Origin of the sequence: Devosia sp., from assembly GCF_040509215.1 — a bacterium.
Taxonomy (GTDB): Bacteria; Pseudomonadota; Alphaproteobacteria; order Rhizobiales; family Devosiaceae; genus Devosia.
On the sequence record NZ_JBEVLL010000219.1, the window covers coordinates 13,490 to 31,936 of the forward strand.

Below are 18,447 nucleotides of genomic sequence, written 5' to 3' on the forward strand. Positions count from 1 at the left end.
ACCCGCGGTTCGCACCGCGGGTTTTGGTCATTCAGGCCGGCGTAAAATTCAGCGCCACGCCGTTGATGCAATAACGGCGCCCGGTCGGGGGCGGACCATCGGGGAACACATGCCCCAGATGGCTGCCGCAGGTGGCGCAGTGCACTTCCTCGCGCACCATGCCATGGCTGCGATCGATCGTGCTTTCCACCGCACCCGGCAGCGGGTCATTGAAACTGGGCCAACCAGTGCCGCTCTCAAATTTTAGCGTCGAACCAAACAGCGGCGTATCGCACCCGGCGCAGGCAAAAGTGCCTTCGCGCGTTTCGTGCAGCAGCGCGCAGCTTCCGGGCCGCTCGGTGCCGTGCTGGCGCATGATATAGTACTGTTCAGGCGTCAAACGCTCCTGCCATTCGGCATCGGTCCGGGTCACGGGATAGGCATGGGCATCCATGGCTTAACTCCTTTGTCGCACTGTCATTCGCTGCTGATATAGGTTTAGTTACACCCATTCGCCAGCGTCGTTCCACCACGACGCGCGGACCTGCCCACCCAAACGCTCCTTCCCCGCCCGTTCCAAAAGAGGTCTTCATGTCCCAGCATATCGTTTCGTCCATTGCTGAGCTCGAAGCCCTCTATCTTCCCGCCCCCGGTGCCGCTTCCACCGTAAAAGTCACCGACAGGGTGACGCCCGAATATCGCCGCCTCATCGAGGCCAGCCCCTTCGCGGCCCTCGCCACTGTCGGCCCCGAAGGCATCGACTGTTCGCCCCGCGGCGACAAAGCCGGCTTCGTCCGCATCGCAGACGAAAAAACCCTGATGATGCCCGACCGCCGCGGCAATAACCGCATCGATTCCCTCCGCAATATCGTGCGCGATCCGCGCTGCGCCTTCCTCTTCCTCCTGCCCGGCTCCGGCACCACCATGCGCGCCAATGGCCGCGCCCACCTTTCCATCGACCCCGCGCTGCTCGAAAGTTTTGCCGTCGACGAAAAGGCCCCGCGCTCGGTCATCGTTCTCGAAATCGACGAACTCTACTTCCAGTGCGCCCGCGCCATCGTCCGCTCCGAACTCTGGAATCCCGAACGCCATATCGATCCGGCGACCCTCCCCTCGCCCGGCCAGATTCTCGCCGCCATGAGCGAAAACAATGTCGGCGGCGAGCCCTATGACAAAGCCTGGCCCGAGCGCGCCAAAGCCACCATGTGGTAGGCACAGGACCGATCACGAAACTGTCATCGCGCCGACACGCAGATGGTCGACAACAGCGTATCCCAATGCTGGAAGCCGATCATGCGCCTCAAGGTTGCAACCCTCGCCCTGCTGCTCGCCGCCACGCCCGCGTTCGCCCAGACCCTTTCCGCCGAAGACCAGGCGATCAACTTCAACGCTACTCTGGGCGAAACCGCCACGGCGCCCACCGCCTGGCTCGGCGCCACGCCGCATTTCGTCATGGTCGGCGCCTTTGGCGACTATAGCTTCAACGTCAATCTGCCCGCCCTTGAAGGGGCCGCCGCCGAAGTGATCGGCAAGCGCGAATATGGCCACGACGATGCCGGCGCGCTGCAGCTCATCGACTTCGAAGTCGCCGTCAATGCGGTGATGAACGACATCGAGCGCACGATCGAACTCGAATTCGCCAATGCCGATTTCAACACCCACACCCTGCCCCTGAGCTTCGCGCTCTCGCCCGACGAAGAATTCCCCGAAGGCGCCAAGGCGAGCCTTGAAGTGCAGTTCGAATGGGAATGGGTCGAAAAGAGCACCATCGTCAACGAGGAGGGCCTCGTCGATAGCGGCACCCTCGACCTCGCCCTCAATGAAGGCACCCCCGATGCCGAAGGCGTCGCCGCCAATGGCCTCATCGGCGGCTTTGCGACCCTCACGCGCGATGGCAAGACACTCGCCCTCTCCTTCACCGTGCCGGTGACGGAAGCCGAAATCGATGATTGATCCGCGCCCGGCCCTCGCCGTCCTGGCCCTCAGCCTCTGCTGGACCAGCGCCGCCCTCGCCCAGCCCGAGCCGATCTTTGCCAGTGTCTCGGCAACGCTCGAAACCGAGAATGTCGATATCGATCCCGACGACCCGGCCATCTGGGTGAACACGGCTGACCCGGCACAAAGCCGCGTCATCGGCACCGATAAGGATGTCGGCCTCGTCGTCTTCGATCTCGACGGCAAGATCGTCCAGCGCCTCTCCGATGGCCGCCTCAACAATGTCGACATTCGCCAGGACGTTTCCGTCGGCAACGAAACCCTGAGCCTCGTCGCCGCCTCGCGCCGCAATGACGATACGATCGTCCTCTACACCGTCGACGCCACCGGCACGCTGACCCAGGCAACGCCCTTCGCCTTCCCCGGCGCCCCGCGAAAGATCGACGACGACATCTACGGCATCGGCTTCTACCACGACGCCACCGCCCATCGCCTCTTCGTCATCGCCAGCTTCAAGACCGGCGAGATCATGCAGTGGGAAGTGACCTCCACGGCCGGCCAACTGAGCCTCGCCTTTACCCGCGAACTCGCCGTCCCCACCCAGCCCGAAGGCGTCGTCGCCGATGACGAACTCGGCTTCATCTATGTCGGCGAAGAGGACGGCGGCCTCTGGCGCTTCGCCGCCGCGCCCGACGCCGATACATCGGGCCACCTCGTCGACAAGGTGGGCTCCACCTGCCTCCCCGAAGACGATCTCGAAGGCCTCGCCGTGGTCAAGGGCGCCGACAATACCGGCTACATCCTGGCGTCGGCCCAGGGCGTCAACCGCTACGTCCTCTATGCGCGCCAGCCCGACGCCGAAGGCAACCAGCCTTGCTACGGTTCCTTCAATCTCGTCACCGGCGCCACCGACCCGGTGTCTGAGACCGACGGCCTCGACGTGACCACCACAGCCCTTTCCGATCGCTTCCCCACGGGTCTGATGGTGGTTCAGGACGACCGCAACGAAGGCTTTAATCGCAACTTCAAGTTCGTTTCCTGGGCCGATGTCATGCAAGCGATGCAGCTCGCCGACTAGGCAAGTTCCTACCTGCGCCACCTCAATTCATCACCACGTCATCCCAATTCGTCACCACGTCATCCCCGCGAAGCGGGGATCTCCGTTTCAGAGGAGGGAGTCCCGCTTTCGCGGGAATGACATCGTGAATCGAAGCAACAGCCCACCTTGCCAAACTCGATTTGCGGGCATATACCCACAACCATGCAAAACGACGTCTGCCACGCCACCCAGCTCCGCAAGGCCTATCGCAAGGCCACGTCCCGCTATGACGTCCTGCTGGCGCCGCTCGGCATCAATATCGGCCAGTTCAGCCTCCTCCGAAACATCCGGCGCATGGCCCCGGTCTCCCTCACCGACCTTGGCACCCGCGTCGAACTCGACCGCTCCACCGTCGGCCGCAATTCCAAGGTGCTCGAACGTATGGGCCTCATCGCCACTGTCCCCGGCAAGGACAAGCGCGAGGCCATGCTGACGATCACCGAAAAAGGCCACGACATCCTCGATGCCGGCGCCCCTCTCTGGGATCAGGCCCAGCGCGAATTCGAAGCGCGCCTCGGCCCCCAAAACATGAAGGTCCTCGCTGACCTCCTCTCCTCTCTCTGATTTTTACCAAAAACGGGCATATGCCCACATATTCGCCCGCGGAAAGGCAATCGAAAAATGATCTCCAACAGCGTCGCCAGATGGATGGAGGCCCGCAACCTGCACTATGGCTGGATTGTTGCCGCAACGACCTTTCTCACCATGCTCGCCACCGCCGGCGCCATGGGTTCCGCCGGCGTCATGATCCAGCCCCTGCATCAGGAATTCGGCTGGGACATTGCCGACATTTCCGCCGCCATGGCCGTGCGCCTGGTGCTCTTTGGCCTCCTCGGCCCCTTCGCAGCCGCCTTCATGAACCATTTTGGCATCCGCCAGGTGGTCACCACCGCCCTTGGCCTCATCATGGCCGGCATCGTGGCTTCCTTCTTCATGCGCGAAGTTTGGCAGTTGCTGCTGCTCTGGGGCGTCGTGATTGGCGCCGGCACCGGCATGACTGCCCTCGTCCTCGGCGCCACCGTTGCCACCCGCTGGTTCTCCAAGCGCCGCGGCCTTGTCGTCGGCCTGATGACCGCCAGCAGCGCCACCGGCCAGCTCGTCTTCCTGCCCATTCTCGCGTCGCTCACCGAGGCCTATGGCTGGCGCACCGCCATGACGCTTGCCGTCGCCATCATTGCCAGCGCCATGGTCCTGGTTGCTCTCCTCATGCGCGATCACCCGGCCGATCTGGGTCTGCCCGCCTATGGCGACACAAGCATCACGCCCGTTCCCAAGCGCGAGCAGAGCCTCCTCAAGACCCTCGCCTTGCCCATCGTCACCCTCAAGCAGGTTTCCCGCGTTCCCGCTTTCTGGGTGCTTTTCGGCACCTTCTTCATCTGCGGGCTCTCCACCAATGGCCTCATCCAGACCCACTGGATTTCCATTTGCGGGGATTTTGGCATGGCCGCCGTCACCGCGGCCGGCACGCTCGCCGTCATCGGCATTTTCGATTTCTTCGGCACGGTTCTGGCCGGCTGGCTCTCCGACCGCTTCGACAACCGTTTCCTGCTGTTCTGGTTCTATGGCCTGCGCGGTCTCTCGCTGATCTATCTCAGCTTCTCCGGCTTCACCTTCGCCGAGCTTGCCATTTTTGCCGTCTTCTACGGCCTCGACTGGGTCGCAACCGTCCCGCCAACCGTAAAACTCGCCGCCGACAATTTTGGCCGCGAAAAGGCCGGTGTCGTTTTCGGCTGGATCTTTACCGGCCACCAGCTCGGCGCCGCCACCGCCGCCTATGGCGCTGGCGCCTTCCGCAGCGATTTCTCGACCTATCTGCCCGCCCTGCAACTTGCCGGCGCCATGTGCATCATCGCCGCCGTCGCCGTGCTCCTGCTCCAGCGCCCCGGCACGCAGCGCCCGGCCCTGCAGCCCGCCTGATCCCACGGAATCAATGCCAGCACGTTCCCGCGTGCTGGCCGAACCAAGGCTTGCATCGCCGCAAAGCCCGCAGATATGGTCCCCCAATTCAACGGGAAGCCCATTTCATGCGGATGATTTTCACAATTGCGGTCGTCGTCATTCTCGCCGGCTGCGCCAGCGGCGGCCGGCCCTCTTACCTCAACAAGGACGGCAATGCCGCCAGTTGGGGCGAAGGCAAGCGCGAGGTAAACACCGCGCTGTCAGACGTCATAACCAAGGACGACCTGTAAATCCCAGCCCGGCTGGGGGCGCCAAGCGCCCTTGGCCCAACGCACATGGCAAATTGCCAAAAGCGTTTGCGCCTTGAAAAGACCACCAGCGATGTCGAGGAGTCAGATGGTGGGTGCGACAGGGATTGAACCTGTGACCCCTGCCGTGTGAAGGCAGTGCTCTCCCGCTGAGCTACGCACCCGCTGCACTTGGCAGGGAAGGAAGAAGAGATGGTGGGCGTAACAAGGATCGAACTTGTGACCCCTACGATGTCAACGTAGTGCTCTCCCGCTGAGCTATACGCCCATCTCTCCGGGCCGGTTCAGCATTCGCCGTTCCGGTGGCGCGGATAAACCATGAAGCGACCGAAGGGTCAAGAGGGTCATTTCCGCGCCTGTGGATTTCTTCGTTACGCATGCCCCGCAAAAGTGGAAACCGGTTTTGCGAGAAGGCATGCGCAGATAGCTATGCCGCCAGCAGGCGCTCCACTTCGGACACGAGATCCTTGAGGTGGAAGGGTTTTGAGAGCACCGACGCATCCTTGGGCGCGTCGCTGTCGGGGTTGAGCGCCACGGCGGCAAAGCCGGTGATGAACATCACCTTGAGGTCCGGATCGAGTTCGGTCGCGCGGCGCGCCAGTTCGATCCCGTCCATTTCGGGCATCACGATATCGCTGAGCAGCAGCGAAAACGGCTCTTCGCGCAGCCGCTCATAGGCCGAAAGCCCATTGTCGAACGAGACGACCTCATAGCCCGCGTTCTTGAGTGCGCGCGTGAGGAACTGGCGCATGTCGTTATCGTCTTCGGCGAGCAGAATTCGCTTCATCAAAAACCTTCTTTCGGGGCCAGTCCGGCAGTGAGTCGTATTAAGTCGATGTTTAATTCAGATTTGCCGCAACGCAAACGGCCTCACGCCGCCATTGCGTGTTTTTGCAATCAACTGGACAAGTTGGCTGCGTCGCGCGACACTTGGGTGACAGCAAATCACTCGACCGCGCCCTGAACGCGGCCCCCGTGGAGGCAGCGTGCGATCCGACTATTGGGATCAACCGGCATTCGAAACCATACGGCCCCGCCGAATGGTCGCGCCGCTCGTGTTCAATTCGCCCCATTCCGGCAGAAGCTATCCCGACCGCTTCCTCGCCATGACCCGGCTCGATCATCTTTCGATCCGCCAGTCCGAAGATGCCTATGTCGATGAACTGTTCGCGCGCGCGCCCCATCTTGGCGCCCCGCTGCTTCGGGCGCATTTCCCGCGCGCCTATCTCGACGTCAATCGCGAACCCTGGGAACTTGATCCCACCATGTTCGTCGATCCCCTGTCGGACCGGTTCAACACCACTTCGCCGCGCGTCGCCGCCGGCCTTGGCACGCTGGCGCGTGTCGTCGCCGAGAACAAGCCGATCTACCGCGAAAAGCTCACCCTCGATGACGCGCGCATGCGCATCGAAGGCATTTACCACCCCTATCACGCCGCCCTGCAGGGCCTTCTCACCGAAGCCGCCACCAGCTTCGGCGTCGGCGTGCTCATCGATTGCCATTCCATGCCGCGCCTTGGCCGCCATGGCGAGCGGGCGACGCCCGACATCGTCTTGGGCGATCGCTATGGCACCACCTGTTCGCCGGCCCTGATCGATCTTGTTGAAACCGGCTTCATCGCCGCCGGATTGAAAGTCGCGCGCAATCGCCCCTATGCCGGCGGCTTCTGCACCCGCGCCTATGGCCGCCCACAGCATGGCGTTCATGCCCTGCAGATCGAAGTCAGCCGGCATCTTTATATGAATGAAGCGACGCTGGAAAAGAATGCCGGCTTCGAGCCGCTGCGCCAGCTCGTCGAGAGCATGATCCACGCACTGATCGGCCTCGACCTGCTGCTTCTGGCGACGCCGGCCGCCGCGCCAGAACGCGCCGCCGCCGAATAGATCTGTCCCCGGAAAGAAGCCTCTCACAAACAAGGGCCGCCCCGAAAGGCGGCCCAGTCAAGGGAGGAACGATGCGCCCGGACCGGCGCAAGAGCTGCCGCGAGGCCCGGATTACGCATCATGCCAATGAAGGCTGAACCTCTTTTCGCTCCCATACAAGGCCGATCACGGTACCAACCGCGCTTCAAATCCCGCTGTTGCAAAAATGAATCATGACGGATCGGCGACATTTTTGGCGTCCCATGCCGCTCTAAAAACGTAAATGCCTGACGCGGGTCGGCATTTGCCCGCTTGCCCCCCGCCGCGCCGCCTCCTAAACCTCCTCAGCCTGCTGCGTGAGGATTTTTTCATGGCCACGACCCCCGACTTCGCCCGTATCGAAGCGACCCTGCTCGCCGCCGCCGATGCCGCAGCGGCCCATACCCTCCCCCTCTTCCGCACCGGCCTTGCCGTCGACAACAAGCTGACATCAGGCTTCGACCCGGTCACCGAGGCTGACAAGGGGGCCGAAAAAGTCATCCGCGCCATCATCGCCGAGGCATTCCCCGACCACGCCATCATCGGCGAAGAATGGGGCACATCGGGCGACAGCCCCTATACCTGGATCATCGATCCGGTCGACGGTACGCGCGCCTTCATCTCCGGCGCGCCGGTCTGGGGCACGCTGATCGGCTTTGCCGTCGATGGTGTCGCCAGGGCCGGCATCATGAGCCAGCCCTTTATCGGGGAAACCTTCATCGCCGTGCCCGGCCAGTCACGCTACGAGCGCGGCGGCATCACCCAGATCAATCGCACCAGCGGCCTCACTGATCTCGCTCCGGCCCGCGTCTTCACCACCACGCCAAAACTCTTCAACACGCCAGGCCTCGCCGCCAAATGGCACGCCGTCGAGGGTGCCACGCGCCTCCAGCGCTTCGGCATGGATTGCTATGGCTATGCCCTCCTCGCCGCCGGCCATGCCGACCTCGTCATCGAGCCGCACCTGAACACCTATGACATCGCCGCCCTCGTGCCGATCATCCGCGAAGCCGGCGGCGCCATCGCCTGCTGGGACGGCTCGGAGCCAACCGGTGGCGGCAATGTCGTGGCTGCGGCGAGCCAGGCCCTGCTCGACAAGACGCTCGAGCTGATCAACGCGGCCTGAGGCCTACTGAAACGCGATCGAGGTTACAAAGCGCGGCCGATGCACAGCATTGGCCGTGAAGCTAACGTCACTCAGTCCAAAGCCGGCAAACATGGCCTCATGGGGCACAAAGCTCTCCGTCACCAGCACCGTATCGCCATTGGCGATATCGGGCAGGATCGAGGTCGGTATCGCCGTCGTCGGCACATTGGACCCAACGCTGCGCGACCAGAGCACCTCAAACACCCCGTTCTTCTTGCCAACCGAACTGATGCGCAGCCCACCATCGCTAGATGACGGCGCTACATTGCGCATGAAGCCCAGCACGTCCGCCAATTTAGAAGACGAAATCGTCTTCTGGCGCGAGAGCATATCGCCGATGCTGAACGTCGCCTTTTCGACATTCTGCGCGCTACGAAAAAGATCGAATGCCGTCACCGAAGCGAGCAGCACGAGCAGTAACACCGGGGCCAGCAGCGCGAACTCGACCACGGTCGCACCGCGCTCATCACGCCTGAAACTCTTGCGCTCGTCAGACCTCATCATGCGGGCTCGTTGATAAAGCCGGACTTCGAGATCAGGCGCACATCGCCATTTGCGTCCTTGGACAACAGCAATCCGAGCGCAAATTTCGGCGTCAATGGCGCAACGACGTAGCAGGCGCGAACAAAGACCATCTGCGAACGCTGCCCCGGATTGAACCGCAGTACGGGTTCAATTTCGGTCGAGCGGTCTAGGCATCGCGCGGCATCGGTGGGATAGCTTGATGCATCAATCACCGGAATAAGTTCCAGCGCCATTGTGTTGCGGCAGTCGGCTAGCACCACCGCTTTCTCGCAGATGCGGTCGCGCATCTTCTCCTGTGTCGGATCGGTAAAACTGCCAATCCGCAACTCGCGCACCGTCATGTCGAGGGCGCGGTCGAGCATGATAGTTTGAACCATGATCCAGCCCGCTTCGAGCGTGGCGAAAATGATGGCCAATAGGATCGGCACGACCAGCGCAAATTCAACCGCCGCAGCGCCGCGCGTATCGCGCCGCAAGAACCGGATCAGGCTGTGCGACGGACTGCTCATTGCGTCAGCTTCAGGTTTTGGATGCTGTTCGCGATCGACTGGAATGCCAGCGTAATGCCGTTGCCCTTCACATTGTAAAAGTGGTTGGCACTCGAGGCGCACGTCGTAAGATCGGCACTGGTCGTATAGAACCCGATAGTGAAGATTATGACGCCGTTTTCCTTTGCAATCTGACAGACACGCCTCAATGACACACTGGCAGTAGGCTTCAGCGCAGTGTTGTTGCTACTTCCGTACTGGTATGGGGGCGTTTTTAGACTTGGCCCACCCTCTTGCGCTCGGGGGAAGGCGTATTGCTTGGGGCGCTCCTGATTGGAGATGTTCCCGTCCGTCATCAGCACGAGGACCTTGAGTGTATCACTGTCATTGAAGGCGGCAGGACGGTTCGAAAACTGCATGGGCACCTGTCCCGCGGCGGCCATCCGCGAGACGAACGGCTGTGCGGAGGGGTCGAGCAGCAGATAACCCCAATTGGTAGCGACGCCCGTACCCGTGCCGTCGTGGAGCTTCAGGCTGTCGATCCTCGCCTTCAGTGCCGTTGCATTATTGGAAAGATAGGTGATCGAGGTTGCCTCATAAGGGCAATAAGACCACTCCTTACCCCCCGGATTGCTCGCATGGTTGTGGGTGAAATGCGGCACTTGCGCCCGCAGGTTAAACGGCACCATGCCCGTCCCGTAGTCGACATTGCTGGTGTGGTCGAATTCGATACAGGACGAATAATTGTGCTGCCGTGTCACCCCCAACAAACCAAAGGCAAGCGCCCCCGGATTGACCGTCCCCGCATAGGGCACGATGCTGAGCGAGGTGTAGGGCGCCGTATCTTCCGTGATCATGGCGTCGACGAACTGCTTGGCCGCCGGCCGCAACAGGCTGATGCGCGAAGGGCTATCGTCGAGCATCGAGCCGGATATATCCAGCATCAGTGAAATTTCGAGGTTTGGCCGTCGCTCCGCTGCGCTGGCCACGGCAACGATCGGCATGGAGTCGATGCCGATCAGGGGCAGAAAGCCGGTGGCCATTTCATAGCGCGCCGTGATCGTCACCGCCCGCGAGTTCAGCGCCGTCTCATAGTCGATATCGAGTGTCACATCGTCGATGAACGTAACCGACTTGAGGTATTCCGCGGCCGTGCTTTCGATGCTGCTGCGCTGCGTCAAAGACGCGGATGCGAGCACCGCCCGGTCCACCCCGTCCTGCAACTGCGCGCGAAAGGCCTCATAGCGGGCAATGTCGGTCGCTCCGCCGGCCAAAACCAGCATCGGCAAGAGCATCAATGCGGAAATAACCGCGACGTTACCCTGCTGATCCTTCAGCAAACGTCGTAACTGCCTCATCGGGGTCCCCAAGACCCTCCTGGGTCAGCGCGACCCTAGATATCGGGTGTTACGAAAGATTTAGCGCGTTTGATTTGTGATAAAGGCGTCGAACGCCGCCAGCACCTGACCGCGCACGGGGTCGGTCTCCATGAAAAGCTCATGCTTGGCCCCGGCAACAACCACATGCCGCCCGTTGCGCAGCCGCAGGCCCAGTTGCTCCAGCGCCGGCGTTGACACGATCGTGTCCCGCGCCGCCGCCAGCACCAGCAGCGGAATCTGCAGCCGCCCGGCAAAATCCTCGCGATTGGCTTCCACCATCGCCTTCATCGACGCAGCGAGCCACCGAAAGCTCGGCGAGCCGATATAGAGCCCGTCATCGGCCCGCACGGTGTCAACCATGCGGGTATAGCGCAACAGGTCCGATGTCAGCGGATTGTCGAGGAAGCCTGCCTCGCTCGGCCGCCGATCGCCCTTGCGCTTGAGCGGCACCGCACCGAGCCCCAGAAAGCTCAGCGTCTCGGCGAAGGCGCAAAAGCCGACCAGGCTGTGTTCCATGCCGTGAAGGCTCACCATCGGGGCGGAAAGAAAGACGCGGTCGAACATCATCCGGTCGCGCGTCGTCGCATAGAGCGAGGCGAGCCCACCCATGGAATGGCCAACGAGGTAAAATGGCGGCGGACAATCGGGCAACAGGATTTCGGCGTGAAAGGTCCTGAGGTCGGTCCAATAATCGTCGAACCGATCGACATAGCCCACGGTGCGATTGCCGATCAGCCGGTCCGAACCGCCCTGCCCGCGCCAGTCGAAGGTCGCCACCGCAAAGCCGCGCGCCTGAAAGTCGGCGATCGTCTCGAAATACTTCTCGATATATTCGGTGCGCCCCTGCACGAGACACACCGTGCCCCGATGCGGCCCGGCCGATCGCGGCCAGATGGCATAGCGCAGTTTCACCCGGTCGGGCGTCGTCACATAGCCCACCCGCGCACCGGCCGGCACCGGATTGGACGGAACAACTGCGAGCTTGGGACCAGTGGGATCGACCTGTGCGGTCACGCGCGCCTCCGTGAATGACGCCGCGCACGATAGTCGAGAGGCGTAAAGAAAAGCCAGCATTCCGGGCGGGGGAATGCTGGCCTTTTTTGATGGGCGGGCCCGTGCGGGGGGCGGATGACGGGTCCCGCCTTACAAGGCAGCGGCGGCGGCCTTGTCCTCACGTTATCGGCCATGGCGCCTGAACAGGCCCGGACCGCACCATTCATTTTCGGTTCATTTTGGTCCGGTTGCGCTCACCCCTTGAAGCGGGGAAACCCGTCCCTAAATATGTTTGGTCCGCCGGAAAGCCGGGGACACCGGCCCTGCCGAAAAGGTCGCTCGCCACATCTGGGAGCACCACGGGAGGCACCGGCAAGATCAATCCACGTTGCTCACTGGAGAATGTGAAAATGCAGACCATCGATTTTTCCCCCTTCTATCGCTCCACCGTCGGTTTTGACCGCCTGTTCAACCGTTTGGACACGCTGGGCACCCAGGAAGCGAAATCCTACCCGCCCTACAATATCGAGCGCACCGGCGACGATACCTACCGGATCTCCATTGCCGTGGCCGGCTTCTCCAATGGCGACATCGCCATCGAGACCAAGGAAAACAGCCTCGTCGTGAAGGGCGCCAAGCCCGCTGAGACCGCCGACACCAAGCGCGAATTTCTGCATCGCGGCATTGCCGAGCGCGCCTTCGAGCTGCGCTTCCAGCTGGCCGACTATGTCGAAGTAAGCGGCGCCACCCTCGAAAACGGCCTGCTCCATCTCGAACTGAAGCGCGAACTTCCCGAAAGCAAGAAGCCCCGCACCATTGCCATCAATGGCGGCGCTGCCACCATCGAAGACAAGTCAGTGAATTAGTCTCTTCTCTCCTCCCGGAGACGACAAAGGCGCGGTCCCCAAAAAGGGGCCGCGCTTTTTGTTTGCCCTGACATCTCAGGCGGGAACGAGTCTTGACGCTGCCAGTTGAATAAAGCGCCTCGCGCCTTTCCTCCTCAGCGTCAGAGATTCTCGCCATGAAAACTCCCTCCATCACCCTCAAATCCAATGCCAAGTCGGCCGTCATCGAAATCCTCAATGCGCGCCTCGCCGACGCCATCGACCTCGCCTTGATCACCAAACAGGCACATTGGAACCTCAAGGGCCCCAATTTCATCGCCGTGCATGAAATGCTCGACCCCATGCGCACCCAGCTCGACGATCACGCCGACACCATTGCCGAGCGCGTCGCCCAGCTCGACGGCATTGCGCTGGGCACCAGCCAGATCGTCGCCAAGGCAAGCAAGTTGGAAGCCTACCCCACCGATATCCGCAAGGTCGCTGACCACCTCGCAGCCCTTGCCGAGCGCTACGCCGCCCTTGCCAATCAGGTGCGCGAAGATATCGACGCCACGGACGAAGCGGGCGATGCCGACAGCGCCGATATCCTCACTGCCTTTTCGCGCGATCTCGACAAGAACCTGTGGTTCATCAAGTCCCATCTTGAATAGTCGACATAGGCGCGGTTCACCGTGCCGCGTCAGCCTGTCGCTCGACTGAACGCCCCATTCATCGCCCACTCAGTGCGACGCCCCCAGAGATGAGGTATTATAATGCCCGAAATCTCTGGAGGCTCGCCATGTACCGACTGCGCCTTGCCTACCTGACCACAGCTTTCGCCGCCCTCGCCTTCCCCGCTCAGGCGGCCAATCTCCTCGTCGACAATGCCTGGCCCATGGCCAAGATTCAGGCCGAGTTCGCCAATCTGATCCGCAGTGACCTCGTCCACGAGATCGCCATCGACGCCGACACCATAAGCATCACGGCCGATCACCCGACCGACGCCGAGCAAACCGTCGACTATTCCTGGGACCAGTCCGAACTCCGACGCTCCGGCAGCTTCGTCAATTTCTCTGCCCTCGGCATGGGCGACACAAAGCCCTTCGCACTCGACCAGTTGCAGTTCGACAAGCTGCCCGAGGTCAAGGCCGCCGCCATCGCCGCCTATGCCACCCCCGGCAGCCGCATCGTCGAAATCGAAGCGAGCCAGCCCACCACCCGCACCAGCAAAAAACTGCTCCCGCTCTGGGAAGTCACCCTATCCGGCTCCGGCGATGACACGGCAACCGTCTGGGTCACCGCCCTCGGCCAGGTCGTCGACGTCGAACTTCCCGAGGGCTCAACAGATGCCGCCGCTCTCGGCCCCTGGCTTGCCCCCGCCACCGTCGAAAACACTCTCGCCCGCTTGGCGGAGGAATTCGGCAGCGACGCAAATTTCCTCGAGATCATGATCGATGACACCAAGGCGCTGATCACCATGGAGGACCCACAAAACCCCGGCGACACAGCCGAGTTCTATATGGACGCCAAAAAGATCACCCGCTCGTCCTCAAGCATGCCCATGCCCGACCCCTTCGCGCCAACCCTCGATCGCGCCTTCACCCTCGCCGACCTCTCTGCCCTCGACGCCACGCGCCTCACCGACCTCGAAGCCCGCACCATCGCCCGCATGGACATGCCGGACATGACCGTCTTCCGCTACACCATCTCGCGTAACACGCTCTTCATGACCCCCGAGGACGATCGCCTGCTGGTGGAAGTCCGCGCCGAAGCATCAGATCAATGGACCGGCGGCCGCGTCGCCTATGACATGGATGGAAACGAGGCAGATGTGGTCCTGCCCTAGCGGAAAATAGGAAACTCTCATCCTTTCTTAACTCACTGGGCTGTCCTTCCGGGCGGCCCCAATCGTTTCCGGTGCTTTTCCCCGCCCAATTCCTACGCTTTCCTACACAGAAAATAGGAAAGTCCTATTTTTTGTGTCGCGAACTTGGCAAAACCGCTTGTACCTAGTTTTGAATTATGCAAATGTGGAACTGTTAGGGCAGTGCTTCTGTCCTATCTGACGCGTCGCCCCGCTCTCCGCGGCAAGCAGCGCACGCTGGTTCGGCTGGACCGCTACACGATAGCGGAAACGAACAGGCGGAGCTAAGATAGCTCGAATATGAGCGGCCATTTGGATGCAGCGCCGCTCCCCACGCATGGATGCACTTGTTCATCCGAGCCGTACCGAACGTACGACCCGAGCGAGAAGTGTGCCCACTGAGGACCAAGACTGCATCCAGCGGGCCGGCACCGGCACCATCAGGATGCACACGACATAGCGAACCAAGCCCGGCAACGGGTGCGATCAGACAGCGAGGATTAAAATATGGCCCCCCAGCAGAACGGACAGATTTCTCCGGTTTCAGCGAAAGCCAATACTCGCAAAACCACCCTGATCGTCGATGGCAAGCGCATCCATAGCCGCCCGGAAGCCCAGGGTCTTTATGATCCGGCCAACGAGCACGATGCCTGCGGCATCGGCATGATCGCCAACATCAAGAACATGCCCAGCCACGAAGTGGTCGAAAAGGGTCTCGAGATCCTCGAGAACCTCGAACACCGCGGTGCCGTGGGTGCCGACCCCCTGATGGGCGACGGCGCCGGCATCCTGGTGCAGACCCCGCACGCCTTCTTCCAGAAGGTGCTGCCCTTCGCCATTCCGGAAAAGCACCACTACGCCGTGGTGATGCTGTTCTATCCCAACATCGTCGCGCTGCGCGATTCCTGTGCCGCCGCCGTCCGCGCCTGCCTTGAAAAGGAAGGCATGACGCTTCTTGGCGAGCGCGTCGTCCCCACCGACAACAAGAAGCTTTCCGAAGGCGTCATCGCCACCCAGCCGATCATCGAGCAGATGGTCATCGGCCGTCCCGAAGGCCTGACCCTCGACGAGTTCGAGCGCAAGCTGCTCATCGTTCGCAAGGTAATTTCCAACTCCGTTTATGCCGCCATACCGGAAAGCAATGGCGACAACGGCTTCTATGTCGTCTCGATGTCGGCGCGCACGCTCGTCTACAAGGGCATGTTCCTTGCCGACCAGCTCGGCGCCTTCTATCCCGACCTCCACGACGAGGATTTCGAAAGCGCCATTGCCCTCGTGCACCAGCGCTTCTCGACCAACACTTTCCCAAGCTGGAAGCTGGCCCACCCCTACCGCATGACCACGCACAATGGTGAAATCAACACCATCCGCGGCAACGTCAACTGGATGGCGGCCCGCCAGGCCTCCGTGCACTCGAAGTATTTTGGCGACGATATCTCCAAGATCTGGCCGATCTCCTACGAGGGCCAGTCGGACACCGCATGCTTTGACAACGCGCTCGAATTCCTCGTGCGCGGCGGCTATCCCCTGCCCCACGCAGCCATGATGCTGATCCCCGAAGCCTGGGCCGGCAATCCGCTGATGGATGAAAAGCGCCGCGCCTTCTATCAGTATCATGCGTCCCTGATGGAACCCTGGGATGGCCCCGCCGCCATGTCCCTCTCGGACGGTCGCTATGTCGTCGCGACCCTCGACCGCAACGGCCTGCGCCCGGCGCGCTATCTCGTGACCAAGGAAGGCCATGTGGTCCTCGCCTCGGAATCGGGCGTCCTGACCATTCCCGACGAGGACATTGTCGAGCGTTGGCGCCTGCAGCCGGGCCGCATGTTGCTCATCGATCTTGAGCAGGGCCGCATCATCTCCGACGAAGAGATCAAGGCGACCCTTGCGACGGCCAACCCCTATGCCGATTGGCTCGCCCGCACCCAGATCGTCCTCGAAGACCTGCCAGCCGTTGCCCCCAAGGCGCCCGAGCCGACCGAGGCCCTCCTCGATCGCATGCAGGCCTTCGGCTATACCCAGGAAGACATCAAGCTCCTGATGGCGCCCATGGCCACCACCGGCCAGGAAGCCGTCGGCTCGATGGGCACGGACACGCCGATTTCGGCGCTCTCCAACAAGTCCAAGCTCCTCTACACCTATTTCAAGCAGAACTTCGCGCAGGTCACGAACCCGCCCATCGATCCGATCCGCGAGGAATCGGTGATGAGCCTCGTCTCCTTCATCGGTCCGCGTCCCAACCTCTTCGATCTCGAGGGTCTTTCGACGGTCAAGCGCCTCGAAGTGCGCCAGCCGATCCTGACCAACGAGGATCTCGAAAAGATCCGCGGCATCGGCGACATCGAAGACAACCAGTTCAAGACCAAGACGCTCGACATCACCTACCCCGCCGTCAACGGCGCGGCAGGCATGGAAGCGGCTATCGAGGCCCTTTGCCAGGCAGCGGAAGCCGCCGTGCGCGGCGAATACAACATCATCATCCTCTCCGATCGCCTGATCGCAGCGGACCGTCTTGATATCCCGACGCTGCTGGCGCTCGCGGCCGTGCACCACCACCTCATCCGCAAGGGTCTGCGCACCTCGACGGGTCTTGTGGTCGAAACCGGCGAAGCCCGCGAAATCCACCACTTCGCCATGCTGGCCGGCTACGGCGCCGAAGCCATCAACCCCTACCTCGCCTTCGAAGCGCTGCAGGCTCTGCACGCCGAAGGCAACTACCCCGAAGAGGTCTCGGCCGACGAAGTCGTCTACCGCTACATCAAGTCGGTGGGTAAGGGCCTCCTCAAGGTCATGTCCAAGATGGGCATTTCGACCTACCAGTCCTATTGCGGCGCCCAGATTTTCGACGCGGTCGGCCTCAACTCCGATTTCGTGAAGAAGTACTTCTTCGGCACCGCGACCTCGATCGAAGGCGTCGGCCTCTCTGAAGTCGCCGAGGAAACCCTGCGCCGTCACGCCGAAGCCTTTGGTGACGATGCCGTCCTCAAGAAGTCGCTCGATGTCGGTGGCGAATATGCCTATCGCATCCGCGGCGAAAAGCATGCCTGGAGCCCGGATGTCGTTGCCGACCTTCAGCACGCCGTCCGCACTTTCGAGGAAAGCCCGGAAACCGCGCAGGACCGCTACAACAGCTTTGCTGAGCGCGTGAACTCGGGCGAAAACGGCTACCTCGCCATTCGCCACCTCTTCGACATCAAGCCCCTTGGGCCTGAAGTCCCGCTCGAAGAGGTCGAAAGCGCCGCCACCATCGTCAAGCGCTTCGTTACCGGCGCCATGTCCTTCGGCTCGATCAGCCGCGAGGCGCATACGACGCTGGCCATCGCCATGAACCGCATCGGCGGCAAGTCGAACACCGGCGAAGGCGGCGAAGAGCCCGATCGCTACAAGCCCCTGGCCGATGGTTCGCAGAACCCGCTTCGGAGCGCCATCAAGCAGGTCGCATCAGGCCGTTTCGGCGTCACCACCGAATACCTGGTCAACTCCGACCAGATCCAGATCAAGGTCGCGCAGGGTGCCAAGCCCGGCGAAGGCGGTCAGTTGCCCGGCCACAAGGTCGACTGGGTCGTCGCCAAGACGCGCCACTCGACCCCGGGCGTCGGCCTCATCTCCCCGCCGCCGCACCACGACATCTATTCGATCGAAGATCTCGCCCAGCTCATTTACGATCTCAAGAACGTCAACGAGCAGGCCGACATCTCCGTCAAGCTGGTTTCGGAAATGGGCGTCGGCACGGTTGCGGCCGGCGTTGCCAAGGCACGCGCCGACCACATCACCATCTCCGGCTACGATGGCGGCACGGGCGCTTCGCCCCTGACCTCGCTCAAGCATGCCGGCGGCCCCTGGGAAATCGGCCTTGCCGAAACCCACCAGACCCTGGTCCTCAACCGCCTGCGCAGCCGCGTAAAACTGCAGGTCGATGGCGGTCTCAAGACCGGTCGTGACGTCCTCATCGGTGCCCTTCTCGGCGCCGACGAATTCGGCTTCTCGACCGCGCCGCTGATCGCGGCCGGCTGCATCATGATGCGCAAGTGCCACCTCAACACCTGCCCGGTTGGCGTCGCCACCCAGGACCCGGTGCTGCGCAAGCGCTTCAAGGGCACGCCCGA

At 62.1% G+C, this 18,447-nt stretch carries 18 protein-coding genes and 2 tRNA genes; 12 read left to right on the forward strand and 8 right to left on the reverse strand.

The genetic code is table 11. The features are described 5' to 3' along the window. Positions 1 to 31: 31 nt before the first annotated feature. Positions 32 to 433, reverse strand: a complete 402-nt coding sequence (gene msrB, locus ABW043_RS12010) for a peptide-methionine (R)-S-oxide reductase MsrB (RefSeq protein WP_353921444.1) — start codon at positions 431 to 433, stop codon at positions 32 to 34. A 137-nt stretch (positions 434 to 570) separates the two neighbouring features. Between msrB and ABW043_RS12015 the strand changes: the two genes are divergently transcribed. The 6 genes from ABW043_RS12015 (at position 571) to ABW043_RS12040 (ending at position 5,202) form a co-directional block, all read left to right on the forward strand. Further along, on the forward strand, positions 571 to 1,191 hold the full coding sequence (locus ABW043_RS12015; protein WP_353921445.1) for a pyridoxamine 5'-phosphate oxidase family protein: 621 nt from the start codon (positions 571 to 573) through the stop codon (positions 1,189 to 1,191). A gap of 81 nt (positions 1,192 to 1,272) precedes the next feature. Further along, positions 1,273 to 1,932: a hypothetical protein gene (locus ABW043_RS12020; RefSeq protein WP_353921446.1), complete on the forward strand. Its 660-nt coding sequence runs from the start codon at positions 1,273 to 1,275 to the stop codon at positions 1,930 to 1,932. Beyond that, a complete protein-coding gene (locus ABW043_RS12025; protein ID WP_353921447.1) occupies positions 1,925 to 2,992 on the forward strand; it encodes a phytase in 1,068 nt (355 codons plus the stop codon). The genes ABW043_RS12020 and ABW043_RS12025 overlap by 8 nt, the downstream gene beginning before the upstream one ends. A gap of 183 nt (positions 2,993 to 3,175) precedes the next feature. Next, a complete protein-coding gene (locus ABW043_RS12030) occupies positions 3,176 to 3,577 on the forward strand; it encodes a MarR family winged helix-turn-helix transcriptional regulator (RefSeq protein WP_353921448.1) in 402 nt (133 codons plus the stop codon). 57 nt (positions 3,578 to 3,634) lie between these two features. Beyond that, complete coding sequence (locus ABW043_RS12035; protein WP_353921449.1) at positions 3,635 to 4,930, forward strand: MFS transporter; 1,296 nt, start codon at positions 3,635 to 3,637, stop codon at positions 4,928 to 4,930. 107 nt (positions 4,931 to 5,037) lie between these two features. Then, positions 5,038 to 5,202 carry a hypothetical protein gene (locus ABW043_RS12040; protein WP_353921450.1) on the forward strand — a complete coding sequence of 55 codons (165 nt, stop codon included), beginning with the start codon at positions 5,038 to 5,040 and terminating at the stop codon, positions 5,200 to 5,202. Between the two features lie 107 nt (positions 5,203 to 5,309). Here the strand turns inward: ABW043_RS12040 and ABW043_RS12045 are convergent. The 3 genes from ABW043_RS12045 to cpdR form a co-directional block, all read right to left on the reverse strand. After that, positions 5,310 to 5,384 (reverse strand) — tRNA-Val (locus ABW043_RS12045). A 29-nt stretch (positions 5,385 to 5,413) separates the two neighbouring features. Continuing rightward, positions 5,414 to 5,488, reverse strand: a tRNA-Val gene (locus ABW043_RS12050). Positions 5,489 to 5,647: 159 nt separating this feature from the next. Further along, complete coding sequence (gene cpdR, locus ABW043_RS12055; protein ID WP_035086991.1) at positions 5,648 to 6,007, reverse strand: cell cycle two-component system response regulator CpdR; 360 nt, start codon at positions 6,005 to 6,007, stop codon at positions 5,648 to 5,650. Positions 6,008 to 6,260: 253 nt separating this feature from the next. Between cpdR and ABW043_RS12060 the strand changes: the two genes are divergently transcribed. Then, positions 6,261 to 7,103, forward strand: a complete 843-nt coding sequence (locus ABW043_RS12060) for an N-formylglutamate amidohydrolase (RefSeq protein WP_353921451.1) — start codon at positions 6,261 to 6,263, stop codon at positions 7,101 to 7,103. Between the two features lie 349 nt (positions 7,104 to 7,452). After that, complete coding sequence (hisN, locus tag ABW043_RS12065) at positions 7,453 to 8,247, forward strand: histidinol-phosphatase (RefSeq protein ID WP_353921452.1); 795 nt, start codon at positions 7,453 to 7,455, stop codon at positions 8,245 to 8,247. A gap of 3 nt (positions 8,248 to 8,250) precedes the next feature. Here the strand turns inward: hisN and ABW043_RS12070 are convergent, their stop codons facing one another. The 4 genes from ABW043_RS12070 to ABW043_RS12085 all read right to left on the reverse strand — a co-directional run bounded on the left by ABW043_RS12070 (position 8,251) and on the right by ABW043_RS12085 (position 11,674). Further along, on the reverse strand, positions 8,251 to 8,772 hold the full coding sequence (locus ABW043_RS12070) for a TadE/TadG family type IV pilus assembly protein (protein ID WP_353921453.1): 522 nt from the start codon (positions 8,770 to 8,772) through the stop codon (positions 8,251 to 8,253). After that, a complete protein-coding gene (locus ABW043_RS12075; protein ID WP_353921454.1) occupies positions 8,769 to 9,302 on the reverse strand; it encodes a TadE/TadG family type IV pilus assembly protein in 534 nt (177 codons plus the stop codon). Before ABW043_RS12075 ends, ABW043_RS12070 begins: the two co-directional genes overlap by 4 nt. After that, a complete protein-coding gene (locus tag ABW043_RS12080; RefSeq protein WP_353921455.1) occupies positions 9,299 to 10,621 on the reverse strand; it encodes a pilus assembly protein TadG-related protein in 1,323 nt (440 codons plus the stop codon). The genes ABW043_RS12075 and ABW043_RS12080 overlap by 4 nt, the downstream gene beginning before the upstream one ends. A 78-nt stretch (positions 10,622 to 10,699) precedes the next feature. Continuing rightward, complete coding sequence (locus ABW043_RS12085; protein ID WP_353921456.1) at positions 10,700 to 11,674, reverse strand: alpha/beta fold hydrolase; 975 nt, start codon at positions 11,672 to 11,674, stop codon at positions 10,700 to 10,702. A 389-nt stretch (positions 11,675 to 12,063) separates the two neighbouring features. On the opposite strand from ABW043_RS12085, the gene ABW043_RS12090 reads away from it, so the two are divergent. From ABW043_RS12090 to gltB, 4 genes are all read left to right on the forward strand, one after another. Then, the gene (locus ABW043_RS12090; RefSeq protein ID WP_353921457.1) at positions 12,064 to 12,519 is read left to right on the forward strand and encodes an Hsp20 family protein; all 456 of its coding nucleotides are present in this window, start codon (positions 12,064 to 12,066) and stop codon (positions 12,517 to 12,519) included. A gap of 155 nt (positions 12,520 to 12,674) precedes the next feature. After that, positions 12,675 to 13,148 carry a DNA starvation/stationary phase protection protein Dps gene (gene dps / locus ABW043_RS12095; RefSeq protein WP_353921458.1) on the forward strand — a complete coding sequence of 158 codons (474 nt, stop codon included), beginning with the start codon at positions 12,675 to 12,677 and terminating at the stop codon, positions 13,146 to 13,148. 128 nt (positions 13,149 to 13,276) lie between these two features. Further along, entirely contained in the window at positions 13,277 to 14,323 is a 1,047-nt protein-coding gene (locus ABW043_RS12100; protein ID WP_353921459.1) for a hypothetical protein, read from the forward strand. A 525-nt stretch (positions 14,324 to 14,848) separates the two neighbouring features. Then, positions 14,849 to 18,447 (forward strand): glutamate synthase large subunit (gene gltB, locus ABW043_RS12105; RefSeq protein ID WP_353921460.1); only part of this gene is annotated, 3,599 nt, incomplete at its 3' end.

Bases quoted from the DNA above. Each gene is read 5' to 3' on its own strand.
- msrB (WP_353921444.1), bottom strand. From the start codon at position 433: ATGGATGCCCATGCCTATCCCGTGACCCGGACCGATGCCGAATGGCAG.
- ABW043_RS12100 (WP_353921459.1), top strand. From the start codon at position 13,277: ATGTACCGACTGCGCCTTGCCTACCTGACCACAGCTTTCGCCGCCCTC.
- cpdR (WP_035086991.1), bottom strand. From the start codon at position 6,007: ATGAAGCGAATTCTGCTCGCCGAAGACGATAACGACATGCGCCAGTTC.
- ABW043_RS12040 (WP_353921450.1), top strand. From the start codon at position 5,038: ATGCGGATGATTTTCACAATTGCGGTCGTCGTCATTCTCGCCGGCTGC.
- ABW043_RS12020 (WP_353921446.1), top strand. From the start codon at position 1,273: ATGCGCCTCAAGGTTGCAACCCTCGCCCTGCTGCTCGCCGCCACGCCC.
- ABW043_RS12030 (WP_353921448.1), top strand. From the start codon at position 3,176: ATGCAAAACGACGTCTGCCACGCCACCCAGCTCCGCAAGGCCTATCGC.
- ABW043_RS12060 (WP_353921451.1), top strand. From the start codon at position 6,261: ATGGTCGCGCCGCTCGTGTTCAATTCGCCCCATTCCGGCAGAAGCTAT.
- ABW043_RS12025 (WP_353921447.1), top strand. From the start codon at position 1,925: ATGATTGATCCGCGCCCGGCCCTCGCCGTCCTGGCCCTCAGCCTCTGC.
- ABW043_RS12035 (WP_353921449.1), top strand. From the start codon at position 3,635: ATGATCTCCAACAGCGTCGCCAGATGGATGGAGGCCCGCAACCTGCAC.
- ABW043_RS12070 (WP_353921453.1), bottom strand. From the start codon at position 8,772: ATGATGAGGTCTGACGAGCGCAAGAGTTTCAGGCGTGATGAGCGCGGT.
- ABW043_RS12090 (WP_353921457.1), top strand. From the start codon at position 12,064: ATGCAGACCATCGATTTTTCCCCCTTCTATCGCTCCACCGTCGGTTTT.
- ABW043_RS12015 (WP_353921445.1), top strand. From the start codon at position 571: ATGTCCCAGCATATCGTTTCGTCCATTGCTGAGCTCGAAGCCCTCTAT.
- dps (WP_353921458.1), top strand. From the start codon at position 12,675: ATGAAAACTCCCTCCATCACCCTCAAATCCAATGCCAAGTCGGCCGTC.
- hisN (WP_353921452.1), top strand. From the start codon at position 7,453: ATGGCCACGACCCCCGACTTCGCCCGTATCGAAGCGACCCTGCTCGCC.
- ABW043_RS12075 (WP_353921454.1), bottom strand. From the start codon at position 9,302: ATGAGCAGTCCGTCGCACAGCCTGATCCGGTTCTTGCGGCGCGATACG.